Raw genomic sequence first — 24580 nt, 5'->3', positions numbered from 1 at the left:
TTCCTGCGCCGGCCTGTAGTGTGACCAGTGCTTGCAGGGGAGGAGCTCGAGCGTGGGGCTGGGTCAGAATTTCCGCCGTTGGGGGATGCGGGCCTTCATCGCCGTCATGGTGCTTTCGCCGCATGCGGCGTCGGCAGACACCATTACGCCCGACCGGATCGCGGCAGCCCTGTCGAAGCTCGAGGCGCTCGCCGAAGGCGTCGTCGCATATGGTGGGGTGCCCGGTCTCGCCATCGGGGTCGTCCATGACGACGAGGTGATCTTCCTCAAGGGGTTCGGGCATCGCGAGGCCGGCAAGCCGGAGGCCGTCGACGCGGACACGGTGTTCCAGATCGCCTCCCTCTCCAAGCCGGTCTCGGCCACCATCGTGGCTGCGCTGGTCAGCGAGCGCATCGTTTCCTGGGATGCGAAAATCGTCGATCTCGATCCGGCCTTCCGGCTGTCCGAGCCCTATCCGACCAGCGAACTCACGGTCCGCGACCTGTTTTCGCACCGCAGCGGAGTTCCCGGCACCGCCGGCGACGACCTCGAGGACATTGGCTACGACCGCGCGGAGATCCTGCGTCGCCTGCGGTTCGTGTCGCCATCGTCGAGCTTTCGCGCCGGCTACTCCTACAGCAATTTCGGACTGACCGAGGGTGCCACCGCGGCCGCGAAGCCGACAGGCAAGTCCTGGGAGGAGGTCGCCGAGCAGAAGCTCTACAGCCCGCTTGGAATGACCTCGACCGTCATGCGGAGTTCATCGAGCACGTCAATCGCGCCGCGCTCCACGTCAAGATCGACGGCGTCTGGGCCGCGAAGGTGAAGCGCGATCCGGATGCGCAGGCCCCCGCGGGCGGCGTCAGTTCCACGGCACGCGATCTCTCGCAATGGCGCCTCGTGCTTGGCAATGGCGTCTATGCCGGCGAGACACTCATTAAAGCCGACGCCCTAAACCAGACGCATGTTCCGCTGATGGCGCGCGGCAAGAACCCCGTCTCAGGCGGCGAATCCTTCTACGGTCTCGGCTGGAATGTCGAATTCGGCCGGCATGGCCTGAGCTGGGGTCATGCCGGAGCCTTCAGCGTCGGCGCCCGTACCCTGGTGACACTTTTCCCGGAGGAGAAGCTTGGCATCGTCATCATCGCCAACGCCTTTTCGACAGGCGTGCCGGAAGGTCTTTCCGACAGCTTCGCCGATCTCGTCTTCGACGGAACGGTCGAGAAGGATTGGATCAAGGCATGGGACGATACCTATGCGAGCCTGTTCGGCCCGGCAATCGCGGCGGCCAAGGCCACCTATGCCGCGCCACCGTCTCCGGCAAGGCCATCCGGGCCGGCCGGTGCCTATGCCGGCAGTTACTCCAACGACTTCATCGGCGATGCGATCGTGTCGAGTGCGGGGGACGCTCTTGTGCTCAAGATCGGGCCGGCCGGCGCCCGGTCCTATTCATTGAAGCATTTCGACGGCGACCTCTTCCTGACCTTCCCCGACGCCGAGACGCCGGACAGGCCATCGGCCGTAGGCTTTGACATCGGCCCCAACGGCAAGGCGTCGGCCATGACCATAGAGTTTCTCGACGATAACAATCTTGGCACGCTGCGGCGCGTCGGAGACTAGTTCCTCTGCAGAGAGGATTTGGTCCTTAGACTGAGCCTGAAAGCGACTGTGGACGGTCGCTGTCGGCCGGCCTCCAGCCGCCATCTCTGACGCTGGCGATTAGCCGTAAGCCCCTGCGCCTTCGTCATCCTAGGGCGGAGCAAGGAGCGAAGCGACGCGGCGCAGACCCTGGGATCCATTCCGTGACATCAGCCCAAGAATGCAGCGGCCCAGAACGACACTTGCATCCGCAACGGTGCCAGCTACCCTTCAACCATGACCGGCTATGCCTATATGACCGCGAGCCAGAAGCGCGGCACGATCTACATCGGCGTCACCAACGATCTCGGCCGCCGCATGCCGGAGCACAAATCCGGCCAGGGCTCGCGCTTCACCAGCCGCTACGGCGTGCAGCGTCTGGTCTGGTACGAGGAACATTTCGATATTCGTGATGCCATCCAGCGCGAGAAGTCGCTGAAGCGCTGGCCGCCAATGGATGATCGAGCTGATCGAGAAGACCAATCCGGAGTGGTTCGAGCTTTTTCGCGGAACCGGGTGGCAGCGTTCGGTTCTGAGCCGCTGCATTCTTCGGCTGATGTCACGGAATGGATCCCAGGGTCTGCGCCGCGTCGCTTCGCTCCTTGCTCCGCCCTAGGATGACGAAGTGGAGGGGCGTTTTCGGCCAATCTCCAAGCCAGGCTGGGGCTTGGCCGTGAGATGGTTGTCCAGTCATCCCCCAGCCAGCCGCGGCAGCAGAAAAATCTCAGCGCCTTGTGGCAATTCCTTCGACCAGGTGTCGCGATAGATAACCCCGTCGATAGCGACTGCGATGCCGCGGTCGATGTAGGGCTCGAAGCCGGGATACTGCTCAGCCAGCTTCCTGAACAGCTCCCGAATATCCTTCGCCTCGATCTCGACCTTGCTCTTGCCTCCGGCGACAGCGCCGAGCGATCCCCAGAGCGTTACTTCGACCATCAGCCTCCCCGTTCCGCCTCGATCGCCGCCAGGATGCGCGGCGGCGACATCGGGATATGCGTCATCCGCACGCCTGCGGCGTTCGACACCGCATTGGCGATCGCCGCCAGCGGCGGCACGATCGAGGTCTCGCCGACGCCACGTACCCCGTAAGGATGGTTGGGATTGGGGATCTCCAGGATCTGCGTGTCGATCATCGGCAGGTCCGAGCAGACCGGGATGCGGTAGTCGAGGAAGCCGGGGTTCTGCAGCCGCCCGTCCTTGCCGTAGATGTACTCTTCGTTGAGCGCCCAGCCGATGCCTTGCGCAGCACCCCCCTGGTACTGCCCCTCGACATAGGTCGGGTGCACCGCCTTGCCGGCATCTTGCACGACTGTGTAGCGCAGGACCCTCGTGGCGCCGGTCTCCGGATCGACCTCGATATCGCAGATATGGGTGGCGAAGGAGACGCCGGCGCCGTCGGCGACGAGCTCGCTGTGGCCAGCGATCGGCCCGCCCGTTTTTCCCGACGCGGCCGCGATCTCCTTCAGCGACAGCGCCGCAAGGTTACCGTACTTCTCGCCTTTGGCGATGGCGTGGCCCTTTTCCCAGACCACGTCGTCGACGGGAATGTCCCACATCTGCGCGGCGCGTTCCCGCAGGATCTTGATGGCGTTGCGGGCGGCCGAGATCGTCGCCATGGAGGAGGAGAAGGTGCCGCGGCTGCCGTCCGTCATATCGTTGTAGCCGAGGCTGGAGGTGTCGGCCACCACCGCCTTGACCTGCTCATAGGCGATGCCGAGTTCCTCCGCCGCCACCAGCGACAGCGACGCGCGGGAACCACCCACATCGACCGTGCCGACGGCAAGCGAGACCGAGCCGTCCATGCCGATGTTGAGGTCGGTGCAGGTCTGGCCGCCGAAGTTGAACCAGAAGCCGCAAGCCATGCCGCGGCCCTGGTTCTTGCCCAGCGGTGCCTTCATGTGCGGATGGTTCTTTGCCGCTTCCAGCGTCGGGCCGATGCCGATCGGACCGTATACCGGGCCGTAGGACGATCTGGTGCCTTCCTGCGCGGCGTTCCTGATCCGGAACTCGACCGGATCCATGCCGATCTCCTTGGCCAGCTCGTCGACGGCACTTTCCACTGCAAACGCCGCCATCGGCGCCGACGGCGCGCGATAGGCCGCCGTCTTCGGCCGGTTGACCAGCACTTCGTAGCCGACCGTCTTGACGTTATCGAGTTTGTAGCAGGCGAACGCGGTCATGGCGCCGAGCTCGGCCCACATGCCGGCATAGGGGCCGCAGGAATAGCGCAGCGTCGCCTCGGCCGCGGTGATCGTGCCGTCCTTGCGGGCGCCGATTCTGACGTCGATCGAGGTGGCACTGGTTGGGCCGGAGGCGCGAAACACCTCGTCGCGAGCCATCACCAGCTTGACCGGCCGTCCGGCCTTGCGCGACAGCGCCAGCGCCACCGGCTCGGCCCAGACATGGGTCTTGCCGCCGAAGCCGCCGCCGATCTCCGACGAGGTGACGCGCAGCTTGGAAGCTTCCATGCCAAGCAGTTGGGCGCAGTGCTGGCGGTAGACGAAATGGCCTTGCGTACAGACCCAGAGGTCGGCGGTGCCGTCGGAGCTGACGCTCGCTACGCAGGCATGCGGCTCGATATAGCCCTGGTGCGTCTGCTCGGTCTTGAAGGAGCGTTCGACAATGAAATCGGCCTGCCCAAAACCCTCATGAACGTCGCCATGGCCGTACTGGGTGCGCTTGGTGACGTTGGACGGCTTGGTGGGCTTTTCCTCGACGCCTTCGGTGAAGATGGTGTCGTTGAGTACGGGCGCTGAGTGCTTCATCGCCTCGTCGACATCGGTCACATGCGGCAGCACTTCATAGTCGACCTCGATCAGCTTCAGAGCCTGCCTTGCGGTGCGGGCGTCGACCGCGGCGACCGCGGCCACCGCATGGCCGTCATAGAGCGCTTTCTTGCGCGCCATGCAGTTGTCGAGGATGTCGTACATGGCGGAATCGCCATCGGTGAGGTCGGGCAGGTCGGTTGAGGTGATCACCGCCTTCACGCCGGGGAGCTTCTCCGCCTTCGAGGTGTCGATCTTCCTGATCGTGGCGTGGGCGTGCGGGCTTCTCAGAACACGCCCGACCAGCTGGCCGGCCATGTTGAAGTCCGCGCCGTAGCGCGCGCGGCCCGTGACCTTGTCGACGCCGTCGGGACGGATGGGGCGGGTGCCGACCGAGGTGAAATTGCGTCCGGAGAAACGTGGATCGAAATTCATCGTCATGCTCCCTTCATCACGTTTGCGGCGTCCTGGACGGCGCGCACGATCTTGTCATAGCCGGTGCAGCGGCAGAGGTTCCCGGCGAGGCCGAAGCGGATTTCCTCCTCGGTCGGGTCGGGGTTCTTGGCCAAAAGGTCCTTCGCCGCGATCAGGAAGCCCGGCGTGCAGATGCCGCATTGCAATGCTGCGTGCTCGAGGAACTTCTGCTGCAGCGGATGCAGCGTGTCGCCATGCGCCATGCCTTCGACGGTCTCGATGCGCCGGCCTTCAGCTTCCGCGCCGAGCACCAGGCACGAGCACACCAGCCGGTCGTCGAGGATGATGCTGCAGGCGCCGCAGTCGCCGGTGCCGCAGCCTTCCTTGGCGCCTGTCAGCCCGAGGCGGTCGCGCAGGACGTCGAGCAGCGTCTCGTCCGGTTGGCAAAGGTACTCGACATTGTCGCCGTTGATTGTCGTTGAGACTGCTACACCAGCCATCATTTGCCTCCTGCACGTGCATAGGCGGTCGTGGCGGCCCGCCTGGCCAGCACACCCGCAACTTTTCTTCTGAACTCGACGGTGCCCCGCTTGTCGTCGATAGGGCGGCAGGCGCCCGAGCAGACCTTGGCGAGCCGCTCCAGCGCGGCTTCGTCCAGCTTCCTGCCGATGAGGGCCTCGGCGGCCTCTTCCACCAGCAGCACCGTCGGCGCCACGGCGCCCAGCGCCACGCGGGCCGATTTGACGACACCTTGCTCATCGAGCGTCAGGTTCACCCCGGCGCTGACAACGGCAATATCCATTTCAGTGCGCGGAATGAACCGCAGATAGGCATCGCCAGAGCGCGGCGGGCGCTTGTCGAGCAGGATGGCCTCGATGATCTCGCCCTTGGCGAGCGAGGTCTTGCCCGGTGCGGTCGGCACGGCCTCCACGGGAACCGTGCGCTTGCCGCCCGGCCCGGCAATCAATGCCCTGGCGCCTGCGGCTACCAGCGCCGGCACGCTGTCGGCCGCCGGCGAAGCGTTGCAAAGATTGCCGACGATGGTGCAGCGACCCTGCACCTGCTTGGAGCCGATCAGCTTGGCCGCCTCGACGATGCCCGGCCATTCCCCCTTCAAGGCCGCGCTCTCCCCCATCAAGGCGCAGGAGACCGCCGCACCGATGTTGAAGCCCTCCGCCGTTTCCCTGATTTCACTGAGCCCATCGATCGCCTTGATGTCGAGGATCAGGTCGGGCTCGATAAAGCCGCCTTTCATCCTCACCAGGAGGTCGCTGCCTCCGGCGAGAATGGCGGCCGTGCCGGACGAGCCGGCCAACTGGCCAACGGCATCTTCCATTGAAAGCGGACGTATGTAGCGCATCGTCTCCCCTTGATCATCGCAATTCTGTCGGCCTGTTATAGAGCCTTGGATCGGAATGGTCATCCGGTTCTGCATCAGCAGCGATTAGGCCAGGCGCCGCAGGACCGAGTCCCAAATCTACCCGAACTGGCGTGCGCCCGTGTCGGGACACTCTTGCAGTTCGGTCCGGATCAACCACTTTCTCGTTCCCGATCGACGAGACGAATGGCAACATTCCACCCATGTCGACCATCGGCGGCAGCCAGCTGACGGAGTCTGAGTCCTAGAGCGGCGGGGCGGCGGGCCTTTTGCCGGCGCGTTCTCGACTCAGGGCGCCGGGCTGAACTGGAGCAATTTGAAACAATCGCCGCTTCCAGACTTCAACTGCGTCAGGAAGCGTTTCGACCGATCGATCCATTCCTGGTGCGACCTGGCATCGGCCTCGATCTCGTTGACCGGTCCAAGCTTGACGAAGCTGCGCCCCTCGCTGAAAAGCCAGCATGCACGGCCGAGAAGTCTCCTGCTGCGCTGGCGCAAGAGGTCAGCATCATAAAAGATGTCGAGCACCTCCTGCTTGATCTTTGCCGCCTTTTCAGGATTTGCGATCGCAACCGCGATCGGTTCGCCGCCGATCGCATCCTGCAAGTCCTTGTAGTCGAGGGCGAGCTGCGTGGTGGCATATTGGATCTCGCTCTCATCCCGCACGATGTTGAACCACAGCGCGGGATCGAGTTCGTTGACGACGAACGACGCTTCGAAATCGCGCGATAGGTTCAGGATCTCGAACGCTTGAACCTCAACGTCGCGCTCAACCAAAAGGATCTCAGCGACCTGCTTGCCGAGTTCCGCCCCGTGTGCGCTGATCGCGGCGTTCGTTCCACCGAGTTCCGGATCGATGTAGGGTCCGCCATCATCCAGCAGCGCATCGAATTCGCCAAGGTATTCGACGACTGCGGCGCCGCGAGCAATGCGCGCGGCCAGTTTGGCGAGAACCAGCTGGAGCTCCGTTTCGCGTTTGCGCTGGTCCTGATAATTCTGCTGAAAAAAGAAGATGAACAGAGAAACGCCAATTCCGATCAGGATCACGCCGAGCTGGGAAAAGATATTGCGATAATATTCCAACAGCTTTTCACGATGGCGTATGTCGTGGCGCACATTGTGTGCCACACGAGCATTGACGATCAGCGAAAGGATCAGAAGCCCGGCACCAAACAGGATGAGGCCGCCGATGAGGAAATAGCCTTGCCCTAAGAAGGTGCTGAAATCCATGCGTTTGCCAGCTTGCTGAAGCCCGAGACCGCGCAGATTAATACCATTCAGCTTCAGTACCTACATGTTCGTAGCGGGCGTCAACATCCGGAATGACCCTTTGGGCCGTTTCGGAACCGGGCGTCGGGGCATCGCAATCACCCTAGGGTCAAAAGTCGCAGAAAATGCGGACTGGAACTTGGGTCGCGACGTGGTCTAAATGTTCCCCGGATCGAAACGAGCCGTGTCTTCATTGGTCGTGGTGATTTCTGGCGACTTCGCCACCCCCCGTAAGCCATCTTGCATCGAACCAGCGGTCCGCCGGCCCGTCATAGGGCAGCCGCGTGACATCCCAGTGGCTGACGAAGCGCGCGTAGGCGTCCCAGACTGGTGGACCGCCGCCGATGAAGACGACACGGCCGGCAAAGCGCTGGAGCGTGTCCTCGGGATCCATGCTGGAGCGAACGACGACAAGTTCCCGATCCGCGCGAGCAAAATCCGGAACGCTCGCGATCGTCTTGGGGCCGGCGAGCAAGACGTGTCCTCTCGTGACGTCGAAAAACCGTGCAACGTCGGCGACGAACTCCGGCGACCGGTTGCCTTCCCATGGGAGGCCGCCTTTGAGGCCGAGCTGCCCCGCCTGGCCGATGGCACAGACAACCCTAACGATAGTCTTCTTCATGAGTACTCCACCGATAGCCGGTCTGATCCCATTAGCGACGTTTGCACGTCATGCGGCGCAACGTGTTTCAGTAAGGCGTTGCGTCCGGCAACCGCCTCAAACGCTAATATTTGCCTTCATCCCTCAATCGATCGCGCTGCTCGTTCGCTATTACCCGTGCATCTTCACGTGATTTGAAGGGGCCAAGGGCGCGCCTATCGCGACCCTCGACGTTCACTTTAATATACCAGCGACCGTCCATCTCCTCGACGTCGATCGTTGTCTGCGGACGCTTCGGCAATGAGATGGCACCATTTCTGTTAGCCCAACGTGACAAAAGCATTTCGCGGCACTTCGGGCAAATGCGGCATAGCAAGGTGCAGCGGTGTTCGGGTGCCGAACGATCTCCGAAGCGCCCGCCTAATACTTTAGTTGTAATCTCTCACGTGTTTGATATCGTGACGACGGGAGGAATTCAGATGGCAGTGGAGTGCACATCCGCGCCCCAGATGGGCGTCTTTTCAACCATTGAACTGGATCTCTTGAGGGGTGTGGTTCGGGAAATTTTGCGGTCCGGCGAAGCGGAGCTTGACAACGAGGACGCCGAAATGATCGCGCGCGTGGTCATCGCAACCTACAAGGACGGCGCCTCGGGTCGCGAGGAATTGCTTGAAGCCGCCCGGATTGCCGCCAGGCGCTGCGCTCTCGACCATTTTTACGATCGAGCAGTCGGCTTGTTCGCATAGGATTTCGCGTCTGACGCAATTCAGGACGGAGTTACTCGTTCTTGCTCCGCTGGCATTCCGCGCACCGGTGCGGAGCCAGGGTGCCAGACTTCTGATCAGAGGGTCCGAAGCTCATCGGCCGATGATTTGAAATAGCCTTGGCCTGAGAAGGTGCTGAAATCCATGCGTTTGCCAGCTCGCGGAAGCCCGAGACCGCAGAATTAAACCCATTCCGCTTCAACACCTACATGTTCGTAGACCCGCCGCCCTTCGCGGACTTGCCAGCCCCAAACCTCAACCCGTCCATCAGCAGCGAGACCAGCCGGCGCGAGCGGTCGCGCCAGTCCTCGGTATCGGGCGCCGAATAGATGCCGCCCAGCGCATGCAGAACGTCGGAGGCGTCGACGTCGCTGCGGATCGAGCCGTCGGCCACCGCCGCTTCGATCAGCTGCCGCAAGGCAAGTGTCACCCGGCCGGACATGTCCGAGAACAGGGTTGAATTGGTGTTGAGCAGGATACGCAGGCTCGTCGCCAGCCCGCGCTTGGTGGCGATGTAGTCGACGAAGCGCTGCATCCACTGTTCGAGCGCAACGTCGGGCGGGTGGTGAAGAGCGAGCTCGTCGGCGGCCGCGCACAGGCTTTCCACTTCGCGCCGGTAGACCACCTCGACCAGATGCTCGCGCGTCGGAAAATGCCGGTAGAGCGTGCCGATGCCGACGCCGGCCTGGCGCGCGATCTCCTCCAGCGAGGCATCGGCGCCATGCGTGGCAAAGGCCGCTGCTGCTGCCTCGACCAGCGCGTCGCGGTTGCGCTGCGCATCGGCGCGCAGCGGTTTTGCCGCTGTCGCGTCGGGCTCATCTTTGGTGGTTGCGGGCGGCTGCGAAGCCAAAATTTTCTCCACTGCAAATACGGGGCTTGAACCCGACAGGTTCAGCCCCCACGTAATAAACGGAGGCGCCTCCGTTTTAGTGGAGCACCTTTATCATATAACCAGGGGACCGGTATGTCACGTGTTGAGAACTTGCAAGCCGGCGAGAGCGTGATCTCCCCCCTCAAGGCGGGAGATTATGCGCGCCGCCGGTTTCCCCGATCTTCCCCGCCCTTGCCGCTCGCCGGCCGGGCACCAGATCATCCCCCTCCGCGTCAAGCAACTGGAGCCAGACGCCCCATGACAAGCAAAACCCGAATTCCCATCCAACTTCAAATCAACGGACATCTTCATGAACTGGAGGTCGAGCCGCGCGTCACGCTGCTCGACGCCTTGCGCGATCATCTCGGTCTGACCGGGACCAAGAAAGGCTGCGACCAGGGCCAGTGCGGCGCCTGCACCGTCCATATCGACGGCCAGCGTGTGCTGGCCTGCCTGACGCTCGCCGCCCAGGCCGAGGGCAGGGCGATCACATCAATCGAAGGGCTTGCCGACGGCGACGGCACGCTGCACGCGGTGCAGGCAGCCTTCCTCGAACAGGACGCCTTCCAGTGCGGTTACTGCACGCCGGGCCAGATCTTGTCGGCTGTCGCCTGTATCCGCGAGGGCCATGCCGGCTCGGATGACGAGATCCGCGAATATATGGCTGGCAATCTCTGCCGTTGTGGCGCCTATCCGCACATTGTCGCCGCCGTGCGCCAGGCTGCATTGGAGATTGCGTCATCCATGGAGACCGCGTCATGAGGGATTTTTCCTATCTGCGCGCCAATTCCATCGATGCGGCACGCCAGGCGGCGGCGCTGCCCGGCGCCATGCTGCTCGCCGGCGGCACGACGCTCATCGATCTCGCCAAATGCGGCGTCACCGAACCCGAAATCGTGGTCGACATCACCCATCTCAAGGGACTGGATGGGATCACGGTCGACGACCGGGGCGCCATGATCGGAGCGCTGGCAAGGATGAGCAGCGTCGCCGACCATGCCGAGATAAAAAGCCGGTTCCCCGCCGTCTCGGATGCGCTGTGGCAGGCGGCCTCGGCGCAGCTCCGCAACATGGCGACCATCGGCGGCAATCTGATGCAGCGCACGCGCTGTCCGTATTTCCGCGATCCGGCGAATTTTCCGGCCTGCAACAAGCGCACGCCCGGCAGCGGGTGCTCGGCGATCGGCGGCGTCACCCGCGGCCATGCCGTGCTCGGCACCAGCGAAGCCTGCATCGCCACCTATCCCGGCGATCTGGCGACAGCGCTCGTTGCCTTCGACGCGATCGTTCATCTCGGCGACCGCCAGGTCGCGGTCGACGACTTTTTTCTCCTGCCGGGCGCCACGCCCGAAAGGGAACATGCGATCGAGCCAGGCGAGATGATCACCGCGATCAGCATTCCTGCTTCCGCCGCAGCAGGACGTTCGACCTATCTGAAGGTCCGCGACCGGCAATCCTACGAATTCGCCGCCGCGAGTGCTGCCGTCGGCATCGAGTTCGAGGCCGACGGAAGGACGATCCGTGACCTGCGCGTGGCGCTTGGCGGCGTCGCCACCAAGCCGTGGCGCGCTCGCGCCGTGGAAGAGGCGCTGAAAGGCAAGCTGCTGGAGCCCGACACGGTCCGGCGCGCCAGCCTGCTCGCCATCGAGGGTGCCGTCGACCACGGCGCCAACCATTACAAGATCGAACTGGCGCCGCGCGTCGTCGCCCGCGCCATCCTCAAGATGGGAGAGACGGCATGACCGTTCATGACGTCAGATCAAGACAAAGTGATTCGAAGAGGGGTGATTCGAAGAGGGGTGATTCGAAGAGGGGCGACGCATCGGACGGCGCCATCTTCGCGGAAGCAGTGGGCGGGCGGCTGTCGCGCGTCGATGGCCCGGCCAAGATCACCGGCGCCGCAAAATACGCGGTCGAGCAGCAGCTCGATGGGCTCAGCCACGCCGTCCTCGTCGAGAGTACGATTGCGGCCGGCAAGGTGCGTTCGATCGACACGGCCGCGGCTCAAGCCTCGCCGGGCGTGCTTCTGGTGCTGACGCCGGACAATGGGTTGCGCCTCAATACCGCAACGGACTGGCTGGGCACGCCGCCGCCGGATATCCCCTATTGCCCGCTGGCGCGCGACGTCACCTTCAGCGGCCAGCATGTCGCGGCGGTGGTAGCCGAGAGCTTCGAGCAGGCGGTTGCGGCCGCAGCACTGGTCAAGGTCGCCTATGACGAGACCCCGGCCATCGTCGATCTCGACGATCCAAAGGCCGGCGACGGCATTCCGATCGACACGATGACCAAGGAATGGGGCGATGCGCAAGCGGCTTTCGCCGCCGCCCCGGTGCGGGTCTGCGCCGCCTACAACACGCCGCGCGAATACCAGACGCCGATGGAGCCGCACGGCCTGATCGCGCATTGGCAGGGCGACCAGCTGACGGTGTGGGAGCCCAGCCAATGGCTCGACGGCATGGCGCGGACCTATGCCGAATGGTTCGGCGTGCCGTTCGAGAATGTGCGCCTGGTCTCGCCCTATATCGGCGGCGGCTTCGGCTCCAAGGCGTTCGCCTATGGCTACGGCGCGGTGGCGGCGATGGCCGCCAAAATGCTGGGACGGCCTGTGAAGCTCGCGGTGACCAGGCCGCAGACCTTCACCGCCTATGGCGGACGGGCGGCGACGCGCCAGACGGTGGCGCTCGGCGCCGACGCAGAGGGACGGATCCAGTCGATCGTGCATCGCGGCGTCAACGAGACCTCGGTCGATGGCATGTGGGTCGAGCCGCTCGGTTCGGTCACCTCGATCATGTATGCGACGCCGAATTTCTCGTCGCGGCAGAATGTCGTGCGGGTGAATACGGTTGTGCCGGGCGCGTTGCGCGCGCCGGGCGAGAATCCGAGCGCCTTCGGCATCGAAAGCGCGATCGACGAACTGGCTTACGAGGTCGGCATCGACCCGCTGGAAATCCGGCTCAGGAACTATGCCGAACAGGATCCGGAGGCGAACAAGCCGTGGTCGACACGGCAGCTGCGCGAGGCCTTCGCTGCCGGTGCCGAGGCCTTCGGCTGGTCGAAACGTGCGCCCGAGCCGCGCTCGATGCGCGACGGCAATCAGCTGATCGGCTGGGGTGTAGCCGCCGGCACCTATCCGGTGCGGCGTGCCTATGGCGAGGCGATGGTGCGCATTCTCGCCGACGGCTCGGTCGAGGTCGAAAGCTCGAGCATCGACATGGGGCAGGGCACCTATACGATCCTGGCGCAGACCGCCGCCGAAGTGGTGGGCGTGCCAGCTGAGAACGTCGTGGTGAAGCTGGGAGACTCCCGCTATGCCCGCGCCGGCGTCACCGGCGGTTCGCGGCTGGCCGGCGTGATGACGGGCGCGGTGCACAAGGCGGCGACCGCCGCGCTCGACCAGCTGGTCGGGCTGGCGATCAGCGATCCAAATTCACCATTCCATGCGCTGCAGGCCAACACGCTGGTCGTTGCCAATGGCCGCATCGCTTCACCGCGTGGCGACGGCCCTGAAGTCTCGATCGCCGAGCTGCTCGGCAGCGTCGGACGCAGCCAGATCGAGGCGATGGGCGACACCATGCCGGCCAATTCGACGGCTGACGATCGCTACAAGAACTATACGACCATCGCGACGGCGCTGTCGCACACCGAGGGCGACTATTCCCGCCACAGCTGGTGCGCGCATTTCATCGAGGTGCGCGTCGACGAGGACTTTGGCACGGTTCGCGTATCGCGGGTGGTGTCGGCGCTGGATTCGGGCCGGCTCTACAATCCCAAGCTCGCCGAAAGCCAGTGGAAAGGCGGCATCATCATGGGCATCGGCCAGGCGCTGCTGGAGGAAGGCATAGTCGACCGCCGCCACGGCCGCATCGTCAACAACAATTTGGCCGACTATCTCATCGCCACCAATGCCGACATTCCCGACATCGAGGTGATCTCGGTCGGCATCCCCGACCCGCATTCCTCGGCGCTCGGCGGCAAGGGTGTGGGCGAACTGGGGATTGTCGGCGTGGCGCCGGCGATTGCCAACGCAGTGTTTCACGCCACCGGCAAAAGGGTGCGGGATTTGCCGATCACGCTGGAGAAGCTGATTTAGGGGCGAGAGCTGGAAATGCCGGCGGCGAAGCTGCCAATCTCCCCCTTGTGGGACTCTTGCGGGGAATGTCTGGCGGGGGTCTCTCCTCGAACTCTCAAGACCTGGGTTCCTCGCCCACCGCGAAGCGGGGGAGAGGTGGCCGCGAAGCGGCCGGAGAGGGGCTNCTTGCGGGGAATGTCTGGCGGGGGTCTCTCCTCGAACTCTCAAGACCTGGGTTCCTCGCCCACCGCGAAGCGGGGGAGAGGTGGCCGCGAAGCGGCCGGAGAGGGGCTTTCGTAGAGCGCGGTCCCCCTCTCCGTCTCGGCTTCGCCGAGCCACCTCTCCCCCACTTTCGTGGGGGCGAGGAACCCAAGCTGGAATGAAGCCGCGGTCTACCCCTCTGTCCTGCCGGACATCTCCCCCACTTGGGGGGAGATTGCGCTCTCATCTGCCTTCGCCAATCCCCAGCGTTAAGCCACGGACTCACCACGACAGCGCAAAGCAAAGCTTGCCGAAGCCCCGGCTCGCAAATCAGAACTTGTAGCTAAGGCCGACCCGGATATCGTGCGTCTGGAGATCGACGTCCGCGATCGTGTTAACACCATCTGCCAGCGAGAGATCCTGACTGCCGAAGTCGGAGAAGCGATATTCGACCCGAGCCAGCCACTTATCGGTGAAGGCGTGCTCAACGCCGGCTCCAACCGTCCAGCCAATATGGGTTTCGTCGTGGATCAGTATGTTGCCTTGGGGGGTGCCGGTGATCAAAGTCGCTTCATACTTGGCCGCGGCCACGCCTGCAGTGACGTAAGGCAAAGTCCGATCGAAGGTATAGCCAGCCCGCAGCCGCGCCGAACCCGACCACTTGATTTCGCTCCTAATCAAACCGCTGGAGAAGCTCGTCAGCCCATCTACGTCATTGTACGCAATGTCGGCCTCGGCACCGAGCACGAAGCGGTTCGCCATTTCTTGATTGAACCCGATGTGGATGCCACCGATAAAACCGTCGGGATCCAGAGGTCTGGTAACGCCGGGGTTGGCGATGAAAAAATCGGAGGTTCCGGCTGCGTAGCCGACGTGAACGCCCGCATAGAGGCCGGACCAGCTGTAGGCGGCATCAATAGGCAAAACCTCATTGATGTCCGCCGCCGACGCCATGCCGACAGGCGCGAGAATGAAGGCTGTAGCGAGAAGAATCGTTTTCATTGTTTGTTTGCTGCCCCAAAGGTGTTGCGTTCCCCGTCGCGCGAATGCTCCGCGGAGATCCAGCTGTTGTGGAGACGCCGGTGTTGCATTGTCCGCCGGCCGCGTCTTGGGCAGGACCGCACCCGAATTGTCCTGGAACGCACCGCAGCACTTTCATGGTCAGTGTGGCTGTTCGGCCTCAGTCGACCCGCGCGTCGACGGTGCACGACCTGCCGATGACGCTGGAGGTGTAGCTGCCGGAGGCTGGAGCCAACGCCAAGGCTGCCAATCTCCCCCCTTGGGGCAGGGCAATCGCATAGGGATTCTTGCGAAGATGGACCCCCACCCTAACCCTCCCCACAAGGGGGAGGGAACGCTGCCGCGCGCCCTTACTTCCCCTTTGGCGCCGAAAGGCAGGCAATTTGCCGAGGTCAGCGCCAACGAAAGTCTCCCTTCCCCTTGTGGGGAGGGGTTAGGGGTGGGGGTACATCGTAGAGCGAAAGCCTCGGCTTTCCACCTGCGATAACCCTGCCCGCAAGGGGGGAGATCGCCAGCTTCTGCGCGCTCACCGCTATGATCCGGCAGGCACCAGGGGCGTGCCTATGTCCGAAACGAGTTTAACGAGATCCGCTTGGCGCCTCGTGCCGGTTTTTGCGAAGATGCGGTTGAGGTGGGTCTTCAAAGTGTTTTCACCGATACCGAGGGACAATGCGGTCTTGGACGCGGTCAATCCGCTGCCGACCCGCAGGAGGACGCGCGCCTCTGCAGGCGTAAGGTCGAATAGCGTTGTGAGAACGGCCTCCGGGAGTGGGGAAGACGACGTCGTGGTCGACACGAAGACGGCGGCGCACGCCGGCCGAAAAACCGCGCGCGCGGTTCCTTCGGTCAACGGCAAAACATATGCGACGGCGGGCGGCTGACCAGGGCTTGAAATCGGCAGCCCTATGCCGCGGGAGCCAAGTGAAGCATCCGCGCCCGCGGCACTGGCGATTGCTTCCAGCAGAGCGCGGGCTACCCCCGGGTTCTGCGCCTGGAGCAGGCCGTTCCTGGAAAGGATAGGACCTTGCACGGAAAACATCTGATCGGCAGCCGCATTCGCATGCAGGATTGCTCCGTTGGCGGCAGTAAGAACAATAGGCACAGCCAGGTAGTCGAGCGCCTCGCGATAAAGACTGGCGGTAACGCGGGTCTGATCGAGCAGGTCTCCAATCAGGGAAGCGCGGCGCAGATGCGGCGATAGCAATGCCAGGAAACGCTGATCTTCAACTGATATAGTTCCCCTGCGGGCCCGCGTGGTGCAGCCCAGGAGCCCGATCCGGTCCGCTGTATGAACGAATTTGGTGATGCAAGCCTCGCGCAATCCCTGCGGCTTGGCCCAATTCTGAAAAAATGGCGTTTGCTGGAGTTTGGCTTCACTCATATGCGACAGCGTCGCAACAGGCGTGTCGATGTCGCCGACGACCGCTGCCTTCAGTCCAGGAATTCCATCAAAGTCATAGTCGTCCTGGAGCGCGCATTTGCACGGGATCCCAGGGCGATTGAGCGGTGAAGCGGCCACGATTGTCGGCGGTGCTGGCAAGCGCGATGGTGGTATAGGCCGCGTCGATGGCCTGTGTGATCCGGGTCATTACATCAGCCCAGCCTTCCGGATTCAAAACGCAATCATAGATATCACCGATAATCGAACTCAGTGCTTCGCTGCTCAGCCTCTCCACCACGACTCCTATCCATTCACATGCCCCGCTTCGGAGGATTTCGCGGCGTCACACTTTTGGGTGACGCCACGCGTGGTTGAGCTCGATTATGGGTTCAGTTCGATCAGTTGAACGCCAAGCGATTTGTCGCTGCTTATTCCTGGAATGGAAAGCATTGCATTCGATATTTTTTTTGAAGCCGCAGGGGTACGCCATTGTCGCAAAAGACGGTGTTTTCATCGGCTCAATTGCCCTCGCATCTTAGCGAACGCGATCGCTTTTCCCTCTGGCAGGACATCCATGTCGCGGAGATATGGTCGGTCGAATACGGCATATCCGGCAACCTGCCTTTCGAGGCGACGATCGAAGCCTCGGCCATCGGACCGGTGGTTCTTGGCCAGATGTCGGGAACGATCAAGCATGCGACGAGGAAGGCGAGCAATATCGCCGATGACGACAATGATGGCTACCTTCTGCTGATCAACAAGGCCGACACGGTATTGGCCGGAGCCCAGGTCGGCCGTGACTATGATGTCGGCCAGGGAGAAGCGGCCCTGGTCACAGCGGCAGAGCCTCTGAAAATGATCGGCAGCGACAAGAACGTATGGATGAACGTGGTGATCCCGCGCGCCATCCTCGCGCATGCCTTCCCGCGCATCGACGACAGGTTGGCGTTAAAGATCGATGGTCAAAACGAGGCCCTTGGGCTGCTCAAGCGTTACTGCCAGTTTCTTGAGGCCGGCAGTCCTCTCGTCGCACCGGAACTGATAACCCATGCCACGGAAACGATCGTCGATCTGATCGGCCTGGCGACCGGAGCAAAAGGTGAGGCGGCTGAATCGGCCGGCTTGCGCGGCCTGCGAGCGGCCAGGCTGCAGGCTATTTTGGCGAAGATCGCGGACAATTTTGCCAACCCTCAAATCTCGGCGCAGCGCGTGGCGGAAGAACTCGGCCTGTCGGCCCGCTATGTCCATGATCTCCTTCAGGAAACCGGTATCAGCTTTGCCGAGCACGTGCTCGAACTGCGCTTGCAGAGCGCACACAAGATGCTCTCACAGCGACACAACGACGGCATGCGGGTCAGCGAAATTGCCCTGATATGTGGATTCAGCGACATATCGTATTTCAATCGCTCCTTTCGTCGGCGCTTCGGCTATACGCCAAAGAGCGCCAGGTAAAAGCTGGACGCCGGCCCATCGGTGAACTCACTTCTCCTCGCCGGGCGGCTTGATGAAATGACCGAGCAGGTCCATCGGCACCGGAAACACGACCGTCGACGAGCGCTCACCAGCGATGTCATGCAGCGCCTCGAAATAACGCAGCTGCATGGCCTGCGGTGTCCCGGACAGCATCTTGCCGGCCTCGACGAGTTTTGCCGCCGCCTGCTGTTCGCCATCGGCATTGATCACTTTCGCACGCCGCAGCCGTTCGGCCTCGGCCTGCTTGGCGATGGCGCGGACCATGTTCTCGTTGAGGTCGACATGCTTGATCTCGACGTCGGAGACCTTGATGCCCCAGGCATCGGTCCGCTGATCGAGGATCTCCTGGATATCGTTGTTGAGCTTGTCACGCTCGGCCAGCATCTCGTCGAGCTCATGCTTGCCGAGGACCGAGCGCAATGTGGTCTGTGCTAACTGGTTGGTGGCGGCCATGAAGTCCTCGACCTGGATCACCGCCCGCTCGGCGTCAACGATACGAAAATACAGCACCGCGTTGACCTTCACCGAGACGTTGTCGCGCGAGATCACGTCCTGCGGCGGCACGTCCTGGACCACCACGCGCAGGTCGACCTTCACCATTTGCTGCACGAAGGGGATGAGGATGATCAGGCCGGGCCCCTTGACTCCGGTGAAGCGGCCGAGCGTGAAGACCACGCCGCGCTGATATTCCCTCAGGATGCGAATGGCAGCGGACAGGAACATGACCACGACGAGCGCTGCTACTAGATAGGCCACATAACCGATGATCATTGCCTTGCTCCGTCGCTTCTCACATTGCGGCGCCGTATCGTCAGCACGAGACCCCTGACATCAGCCACCTCGACGCTGTCACCGACTGCAAGGGGTTCGTCGGCTTTCGCTCGCCAGCGTTCACCCCGGGCCAGCACGTGGCCCTCGTTGCCCTCCCAGTCGAGGACCTTCGCCGGCAGCCCTTGCATGGCCTGTGCGCCAACGCGCGGAACGTTCTTGCGGGCCGCCCACAGATAGCTGCCGGTCAGCAGCGCCAGGCCGAGCGTCAGGACGGCGGCGGTGCCGATGACGGCCCACGACATCTCGAAGCCGGGACCTTCGATCCTGAGCAGCATGGCAGAGCCCAGCAGAACCGCAGCCACGCCTCCCAGCCCAAGCACCACCGTGGGATTAAAGACCTCGACGACGAGGAAGATGATGCCAAGCAGCATCAAGGCAAGGCCGGCATAGCTGATCGGCAGGAGATTGAGCGCATAGAGCCCGAGCAGCAGGCAGATCGTGCCGATCACGCCTGGCGCGACCGCGCCCGGGCTGGTGAACTCGAAGACGAGCCCATAAACGCCGATCAGCATCAGGATGACGGCGATGTTCGGGTCGGTGATGACGGCGAGAAGCCGGATGACCCAGCCGGGCTCCAGCGTTTCAACCTGCAGCCCTTTGGTCGCCAATACCTCTTTCCTGCCGGCGATCTCGACCGTCCGGCCGTCGGCCAGCTGAAGCAGTTCGGTCGTGTCGCGGGCGACGAAGTCGACGACATGCTGCTGCAGCGCCGCGTTGGCCGACAGGCTGGCCGCCTCGCGCACGGCCTTTTCACCCCAATCGGCATTGCGCCCGCGCAGTTCAGCCAGGCTGCGGATCAGGGCAACCGCGTCGTTCGTCGCCTTGGCGATCATCGCATCGCCCGACGGTGGGTTCTTCGGGTCCTTGCCGGCTTCCGGGCCATTGTTCTTGTCGTCGCCGCCGGGAAAGGATGGCAGCGGCCCGCCCATCTCGATCGGCGTTGCCGCGCCCAGATTGGTGCCGGGCGCCATCGCCGCCACATGGGTTGCGTAGAGGATGTAGGTTCCGGCGCTCGCCGCATGCCCACCGGCGGGCGCGACATAGCCGATGACGGGAACCGGCGAGGCGAGGATGTCGGCGATGATCTCGCGCATGCTGGTGACCAACCCGCCGGGCGTGTCCATCTGCAGGATGAAAACCTCGGCGTTTCGCTCTGCGGCGACCGCCAGCGCTTCCTCGAACTGCATGGCGCTCGCCGGACCGATGGCGCCGTCTATCTCGACGCGCAGCGCAATCCTCTCCTGGCCGTTCGCCTCTCCGGTTCCGAAAGAAGAACAAACAGCCACAGCGGCCACAAAAGCCGCGGCAATCAAGGCTACACGCGCGAGTTTCACGCTCAAAGCTCCCTATCAGGGATATGGGCCCGATTTTGCCGAAATCCATGCTGCGTCGCGCGCAGCGGCGCAATGGCGATTGGCGATCTCCCCTTGCGGGGGCACGATGCGCGGCCGGGCAGGGGGGTGCTGTCCCTCGACCTCTCAAGACCTGGGTTCCTCGCCCACCGCGAAGCGGGGGAGAGGTGGCCGCGAAGCGGCCGGAGAGGGGCTTCGTAGAGCGCGGTTCCCCTCTCCGTCTCGGCTTCGCCGAGCCACCTCTCCCCCACTTTCATGGGGGCGAGGAACCCAAGCTGGAAGACTGCGCGAAACCCATTGGCAGGAAACGGGTGGTTTGCACGCGCTGTTTCACCCATCTCTGAATGGCAGAAGAAGCCATTGGAGGCAAAGCCATGACCATTCATTCGATAGGTTCGAAGGCAGCGGTCCGATCGGCGGAAGGGCGGGTCGCCGGATATGACTGGCAGGCATTGGCCGAGGAGCTGAGCGGCTACGGCTGCGCGGTGATGGAAAAGCTGCTGACGCCAGAAGAATGCCGGGAGATCGCTGGGCTCTATCCCGACGAAAGCCATTTCCGCAGCCATGTCCATATGGCGCGGCATGGCTTCGGCAAGGGCGAGTACCGCTATTTCCGCTATCCCTTGCCCGAGCTGATCGGCGGCTTGCGCACTGCGCTCTATCCGCGCCTGGCCGCAGTTGCCAACGACTGGAACGAGCGCATGGGCATCGCGCAACGCTACCCGGACGAACACGCCGCGTTCCTCAAGCAATGCCACGAGCAGGGCCAGACACGGCCGACGCCGCTCCTGCTGCAATACGTTCCCGGCGACTTCAACTGCCTGCATCAGGATCTCTACGGCGATCTTGCCTTCCCGCTGCAGGTGGCGATCCTGCTGTCCGAACCCGGCAAGGATTTCACCGGCGGCGAGTTCGTGCTGACCGAACAGCGTCCGCGCATGCAGAGCCGCGCCGAGGTGGTGCCGCTGCGCCAGGGCGACGCGGTCGCCTTCGCGGTCCACAATCGTCCGGTCCAGGGCAGCAAAGGCAGCTACCGCGTCAATCTCAGGCACGGCGTCAGCCGGCTTCGCTCCGGCATGCGCCATACGGTGGGCATTATCTTCCACGACGCGAAGTAAAGGTGTTGTAGACTTCCTTCTCCCTTCTCCCCTTGTGGGAGAAGGTGGATTGGCGCGCAGCGCCAAGACGGTTGAGGGGTGTTGGACGGAGCACCGTCGTTGCCAAGCTGGAACACCCCTCATCCGTCGCCTTCGGCGACACCTTCTCCCACAAGGGGAGAAGGTGAGCCGCGCAAGGCGCAACGTTGGGTTCCAGTCCATCGGACCCCCAATTCTTCATAGCAGTCCGAGGGATCGGCGGGACAAGCGATCGCGGAATTCGAATAAAAACTTTTACCCACAAAGATCTTTGTCATCCAATCGTTAACCAAGGTTCATACGATGAGCGATGTTGTTTCTCTACCGGCGTTCGTTCGCCGGGCGGATAACTGTTGATATCTTCCAAGACTGAAAAGTAGCTATCCGTTTGTGCAGTATAGTCGGGGATCGCCATGATGTTTCCAGCAGGCTTTGCGTCACTGCGGCGCAAATGGGCGAAAATGGCGGGATCAACCGGCGCCCTCACGCTTGCTGTTGCCTTGATGATCGGGGCCGCTGCACAGGCCGAGCCTATTCGCGGCGCCGGATCGACGCTGGCCGCCCCGATCATCGGCAAATGGGCAACGGCCTACGAGAACGCCCGCGCCGACGGCGGCGACTATGTCTCGCCCGACTGGAAGGTTGACTATGAAATCGTCGGCTCGCTCGCCGGTGTCCTGCGTCTCGACCAGCCGGACATCGACTTTGCCACGACGGATGCGCCGATCAACGCCGCTGAGCTTAGGAAAGCCGGCCGCCAGCAGTTTCCGATCGTGATGGGCGCCATCGCCGTCGTCGTCAATCTCGACGGCATTGGCCCGGGAAGCCTTCGCCTGACGGGGCCGCTTCTGGCCGACATCTATCTGGGCAAGATCCAGTCATGGTCCGATCCCGCGATCAAGGCGGTGAATCCGGACCTGGCGCTCCCCGATCTCAGGATCAGCGTTGTTCATCGCAAGGATGGTTCCGGCTCGACCTTTGTCTTCACGGAGTATCTGTCGGCGGTCAGCGGCGAGTGGAAGACCAAATACGGCGCCAATACACTGATCTCGTGGCCGCTCGGCACCGACGCGGAAGGCACACAGAACCTCATTCGAGCCGTCCACGACACGAAAGGCGCGATCGCCTATGCCGAATCCGGCCAGGCCCAGCGCGCTAGCCTTGCCTACGCGCTGATCGAGAACAAATCCGGCAGGTTCGTCAAGCCGGGGCCGGAGGGCGTGCAGGCTGCCGCGACATCCATCGACTGGGCGCAAACGACCGATTTCTTCGCTTCGCTGACCGATCGAGACGGCGATGCCGCCTATCCGATCAGCACGGCGGTGTTCGCGGTCGTCCAGGTCTCGGGCCGTTCGGAACATCGCTATCGCCGCGTGCGTGACCTTTTCCGGCTTGCCTTCGCCCAAGGCGCGGGTGACGCCGCCGCGCTCGGCTACGTGCCGCTGCCGAAGGCGCTCATCGACCAGATCGAACAATGCTGGGCAAGGCAAGCGCCCGTCGGAAACTGAGCGGAGAGCCGGGCTGCTGCTTCGCGCAGCACCTGAACTGAACGTCATATCGCGCCGTGGTGACGGCTTGCTGGGGACTGCGTGACATGGACATAGATATCTTCAAGGACATCCTCGTGCCGGTGATCGGCGGGTTGGGCATCTTCATGCTCGGCCTCGACTTCATGGCAAACGGCATCCAGGCGCTTTCGGTCAACCGGATGCGCGCCTTTCTCGCCAAAGCCGCCGGAACACCGATCAAGGGCGTGCTGGCGGGAACGCTGATCACTGGTGTCATTCAGTCGTCGACCGCGATGAGCGTCATGGTCGTCGGCCTGGTCAATGCCGGCGTCATCGCGCTTCGACCGGCGATCAGCGTGATCATGGGCGCCAATATCGGCACCACGCTCGGCAATGGGCTCATCGCCCTGCCGCTCGGTCCGCTCGGATTGATCCTGGCCGGCGTGTTCTCGCTGGTCTACTGCTTCGCCAAAAGCGAAAAGGTCAAGAACATAGCGCTCGCCTGCATGGGCTTCGCACTGATCTTCTATGGCCTCAACCTGATGACCGGCGGCCTACGCCCGCTTCGCAACCTGCCCGAAGTCATGGCCCTGCTGCAAACCCTGACGGCCGACTCCTACCTCAACCTTCTCAAATGCGTGTTCATCGCCGCCGGCGTGACCGCGATGATCCATTCGTCCTCGGCGACGATCGGCATTGTGATGGGCCTTGGCGCCGCCGGCATTCTCGACTGGACGACGGCCGTCGCCTTCTCGCTCGGCGCCGATCTCGGCACCACGATCACCTCGTGGATGGCTTCGCTCAATCTTTCGAAGAACGCCAAGCGGACCGCTTACGCGCACATCTCGTTCAACATCATCGGCGTGTGCATCACCATCCCGCTGTTCTTCGTCTCCATGCAGGTCCTGGAATGGGCGATGCAGTTCTTCGGCGGCGATCCCGCCATTCCGGTGATCGTCGACGGCAAGGAGACCTTCCCCCTGGTGCCGGTCGCGGTCGGCCTTTACTCGACCTTCTTCAACATCTTCAATACGTTGTTGCTGTTTCCGTTCATCGGTGTGTTCGAGCGGGTTCTGTCGCGTGTCGGTCACACGGAGGCCGAGGACGCCGAGGATTTCTCGACGCCGAGATTCCTTGACCGCAAGCTGGCCGGCGATTTTGCCAAGGCCGTTCCCGCCGTCCAGCAGGAGACGGCCCGTCACCTGCAGGCCGGCGCCATGTTCCTCGACATCGCCCGCTCGTCCAAGAAGGCGCCGTCGGATCCGGGCGAGCACTATCTCGCAACCGACATCCTCAGCCGCGATATCCGTGCCTACACCGCCGAGTTGATGAAGGAGGATCTGCCCTACGACCAGCTCGACCTGATCGCCAGCCTGATCGAGGAGGCCGACTTCACGGCCGCCCTGACGGAATCAATGCATCAGGTGGCGCGCCGCGTGCGGCGCGAGAAATTCAGCGGTCCGGCGCAGGCCATCGTCGACGTCGCGCTGACCAAGCTCGATGCTTCGCTGCGGGAGATCTTGCCGACCTACGGCATCTCCGACCCGAAAGTGCCGGCCGGCCATGTCAATCTCCCGGAGGTCGAGGAACTGCGTGCCCGCACGCTGGCGCTCGGACCCAATGCGGGCGCCGCCGAACGCGGCACGATCCTGGCGCTGCTCGGTTCAATCGAGCGCGCGGAAATCCTGATCCAACGCATCGATGCCGAGCGCAAATCGGTCAACCGGCAAAGCGTTCTCGCACGGGCGTCAGCACGCAGGGAAGCCAAGCCGCACTCGATGGGCGATCCAGGCCTCAGCCCGGTTCCGGCCGAGTAATCGTCGAGGTCGGGCGGCGGGGCCGCCCCTTTCCCTTCTCCCCTTGTGGGCTAGCGTGCGCACACATTTGCGTCTTGGGGATGTCAAGCGGGAAGGTCGGCGGCTGCGAAAAG

General features: G+C 63.2%; 21 protein-coding genes and 2 pseudogenes. 11 read left to right on the top strand and 12 right to left on the bottom strand.

Annotated features, from left to right (window positions below):
* Positions 1 to 85: 85 nt before the first annotated feature.
* The 3 genes and pseudogenes from CIT26_RS37720 to CIT26_RS19885 form a co-directional block, all read left to right on the top strand.
* A pseudogene (locus CIT26_RS37720) lies at positions 86 to 1086 on the top strand (serine hydrolase domain-containing protein); the annotation flags it as partial.
* Positions 1084 to 1599, top strand: a complete 516-nt coding sequence (locus tag CIT26_RS37715) for a DUF3471 domain-containing protein (protein WP_245319486.1) — start codon at positions 1084 to 1086, stop codon at positions 1597 to 1599. The pseudogene CIT26_RS37720 and the gene CIT26_RS37715, both read left to right, overlap by 3 nt.
* Before the next feature lie 255 nt (positions 1600 to 1854).
* Positions 1855 to 2137, top strand: a pseudogene (locus CIT26_RS19885) (GIY-YIG nuclease family protein); the annotation flags it as partial.
* Positions 2138 to 2307: 170 nt separating this feature from the next.
* Here the strand turns inward: CIT26_RS19885 and CIT26_RS19880 are convergent.
* The 6 genes from CIT26_RS19880 to CIT26_RS19855 form a co-directional block, all read right to left on the bottom strand.
* Positions 2308 to 2553, bottom strand: coding sequence for a MoaD/ThiS family protein (locus tag CIT26_RS19880; RefSeq protein ID WP_095494173.1), 246 nt, complete (start codon positions 2551 to 2553; stop codon positions 2308 to 2310).
* A complete protein-coding gene (locus CIT26_RS19875; RefSeq protein ID WP_095494172.1) occupies positions 2553 to 4817 on the bottom strand; it encodes a xanthine dehydrogenase family protein molybdopterin-binding subunit in 2265 nt (754 codons plus the stop codon). Before CIT26_RS19875 ends, CIT26_RS19880 begins: the two co-directional genes overlap by 1 nt.
* A gap of 2 nt (positions 4818 to 4819) precedes the next feature.
* Positions 4820 to 5296 (bottom strand): (2Fe-2S)-binding protein, encoded by a 477-nt coding sequence (locus tag CIT26_RS19870; protein WP_095494171.1) that lies wholly within the window; start codon positions 5294 to 5296, stop codon positions 4820 to 4822.
* Positions 5296 to 6156, bottom strand: a complete 861-nt coding sequence (locus tag CIT26_RS19865) for an FAD binding domain-containing protein (RefSeq protein ID WP_095494170.1) — start codon at positions 6154 to 6156, stop codon at positions 5296 to 5298. Before CIT26_RS19865 ends, CIT26_RS19870 begins: the two co-directional genes overlap by 1 nt.
* 306 nt (positions 6157 to 6462) lie before the next feature.
* Positions 6463 to 7404: a CbtB-domain containing protein gene (locus tag CIT26_RS19860; protein ID WP_095494169.1), complete on the bottom strand. Its 942-nt coding sequence runs from the start codon at positions 7402 to 7404 to the stop codon at positions 6463 to 6465.
* Between the two features lie 229 nt (positions 7405 to 7633).
* A complete protein-coding gene (locus tag CIT26_RS19855; protein ID WP_095494168.1) occupies positions 7634 to 8065 on the bottom strand; it encodes a thymidylate synthase family protein in 432 nt (143 codons plus the stop codon).
* Positions 8066 to 8490: 425 nt separating this feature from the next.
* Between CIT26_RS19855 and CIT26_RS19850 the strand changes: the two genes are divergently transcribed.
* Positions 8491 to 8790, top strand: coding sequence for a hypothetical protein (locus tag CIT26_RS19850; protein ID WP_143747874.1), 300 nt, complete (start codon positions 8491 to 8493; stop codon positions 8788 to 8790).
* A gap of 223 nt (positions 8791 to 9013) precedes the next feature.
* Here the strand turns inward: CIT26_RS19850 and CIT26_RS19845 are convergent, their stop codons facing one another.
* Positions 9014 to 9658, bottom strand: a complete 645-nt coding sequence (locus CIT26_RS19845; RefSeq protein WP_095494166.1) for a TetR/AcrR family transcriptional regulator — start codon at positions 9656 to 9658, stop codon at positions 9014 to 9016.
* 279 nt (positions 9659 to 9937) lie between these two features.
* Here CIT26_RS19845 and CIT26_RS19840 point away from each other — a divergent pair, with 279 nt between their 5' ends.
* The 3 genes from CIT26_RS19840 to CIT26_RS19830 are packed head-to-tail and all read left to right on the top strand — an operon-like array spanning position 9938 to position 13769.
* Positions 9938 to 10441, top strand: coding sequence for a (2Fe-2S)-binding protein (locus CIT26_RS19840; protein WP_095494165.1), 504 nt, complete (start codon positions 9938 to 9940; stop codon positions 10439 to 10441).
* The gene (locus CIT26_RS19835) at positions 10438 to 11421 is read left to right on the top strand and encodes an FAD binding domain-containing protein (protein WP_095494164.1); all 984 of its coding nucleotides are present in this window, start codon (positions 10438 to 10440) and stop codon (positions 11419 to 11421) included. Before CIT26_RS19840 ends, CIT26_RS19835 begins: the two co-directional genes overlap by 4 nt.
* Positions 11418 to 13769 carry a xanthine dehydrogenase family protein molybdopterin-binding subunit gene (locus CIT26_RS19830; protein WP_245319483.1) on the top strand — a complete coding sequence of 784 codons (2352 nt, stop codon included), beginning with the start codon at positions 11418 to 11420 and terminating at the stop codon, positions 13767 to 13769. Before CIT26_RS19835 ends, CIT26_RS19830 begins: the two co-directional genes overlap by 4 nt.
* 510 nt (positions 13770 to 14279) lie before the next feature.
* On the opposite strand, the gene CIT26_RS19825 is transcribed toward CIT26_RS19830, so the two are convergent.
* From CIT26_RS19825 to CIT26_RS37710, 3 genes are all read right to left on the bottom strand, one after another.
* Positions 14280 to 14951: an outer membrane protein gene (locus CIT26_RS19825; protein WP_095494163.1), complete on the bottom strand. Its 672-nt coding sequence runs from the start codon at positions 14949 to 14951 to the stop codon at positions 14280 to 14282.
* A gap of 550 nt (positions 14952 to 15501) precedes the next feature.
* Positions 15502 to 16488: a helix-turn-helix transcriptional regulator gene (locus CIT26_RS19815; RefSeq protein ID WP_245319482.1), complete on the bottom strand. Its 987-nt coding sequence runs from the start codon at positions 16486 to 16488 to the stop codon at positions 15502 to 15504.
* The gene (locus CIT26_RS37710) at positions 16424 to 16648 is read right to left on the bottom strand and encodes a hypothetical protein (protein WP_245319481.1); all 225 of its coding nucleotides are present in this window, start codon (positions 16646 to 16648) and stop codon (positions 16424 to 16426) included. The genes CIT26_RS19815 and CIT26_RS37710 overlap by 65 nt, the downstream gene beginning before the upstream one ends.
* A 191-nt stretch (positions 16649 to 16839) precedes the next feature.
* Between CIT26_RS37710 and CIT26_RS19810 the strand changes: the two genes are divergently transcribed.
* On the top strand, positions 16840 to 17802 hold the full coding sequence (locus CIT26_RS19810) for an AraC family transcriptional regulator (RefSeq protein WP_095494162.1): 963 nt from the start codon (positions 16840 to 16842) through the stop codon (positions 17800 to 17802).
* 27 nt (positions 17803 to 17829) lie between these two features.
* On the opposite strand, the gene CIT26_RS19805 is transcribed toward CIT26_RS19810, so the two are convergent.
* Positions 17830 to 18594 (bottom strand): slipin family protein, encoded by a 765-nt coding sequence (locus tag CIT26_RS19805; RefSeq protein WP_095494161.1) that lies wholly within the window; start codon positions 18592 to 18594, stop codon positions 17830 to 17832.
* Complete coding sequence (locus tag CIT26_RS19800; protein ID WP_095494184.1) at positions 18591 to 19988, bottom strand: NfeD family protein; 1398 nt, start codon at positions 19986 to 19988, stop codon at positions 18591 to 18593. Before CIT26_RS19800 ends, CIT26_RS19805 begins: the two co-directional genes overlap by 4 nt.
* Positions 19989 to 20380: 392 nt before the next feature.
* On the opposite strand from CIT26_RS19800, the gene CIT26_RS19795 reads away from it, so the two are divergent.
* The 3 genes from CIT26_RS19795 to CIT26_RS19785 all read left to right on the top strand — a co-directional run bounded on the left by CIT26_RS19795 (position 20381) and on the right by CIT26_RS19785 (position 24467).
* Complete coding sequence (locus CIT26_RS19795) at positions 20381 to 21124, top strand: 2OG-Fe(II) oxygenase (RefSeq protein WP_095494160.1); 744 nt, start codon at positions 20381 to 20383, stop codon at positions 21122 to 21124.
* A 431-nt stretch (positions 21125 to 21555) separates the two neighbouring features.
* Entirely contained in the window at positions 21556 to 22650 is a 1095-nt protein-coding gene (gene pstS / locus CIT26_RS19790) for a phosphate ABC transporter substrate-binding protein PstS (RefSeq protein WP_245319480.1), read from the top strand.
* 86 nt (positions 22651 to 22736) lie between these two features.
* A complete protein-coding gene (locus CIT26_RS19785) occupies positions 22737 to 24467 on the top strand; it encodes a Na/Pi cotransporter family protein (RefSeq protein ID WP_095494159.1) in 1731 nt (576 codons plus the stop codon).
* Positions 24468 to 24580 lie beyond the last annotated feature (113 nt).

This window comes from Mesorhizobium temperatum (assembly GCF_002284575.1).
In the GTDB taxonomy this organism is placed as follows: Bacteria; Pseudomonadota; Alphaproteobacteria; order Rhizobiales; family Rhizobiaceae; genus Mesorhizobium; species Mesorhizobium temperatum.
Note: the sequence above shows the minus strand (reverse complement) of the source record. Positions and strands in the feature narration are given on the sequence as shown.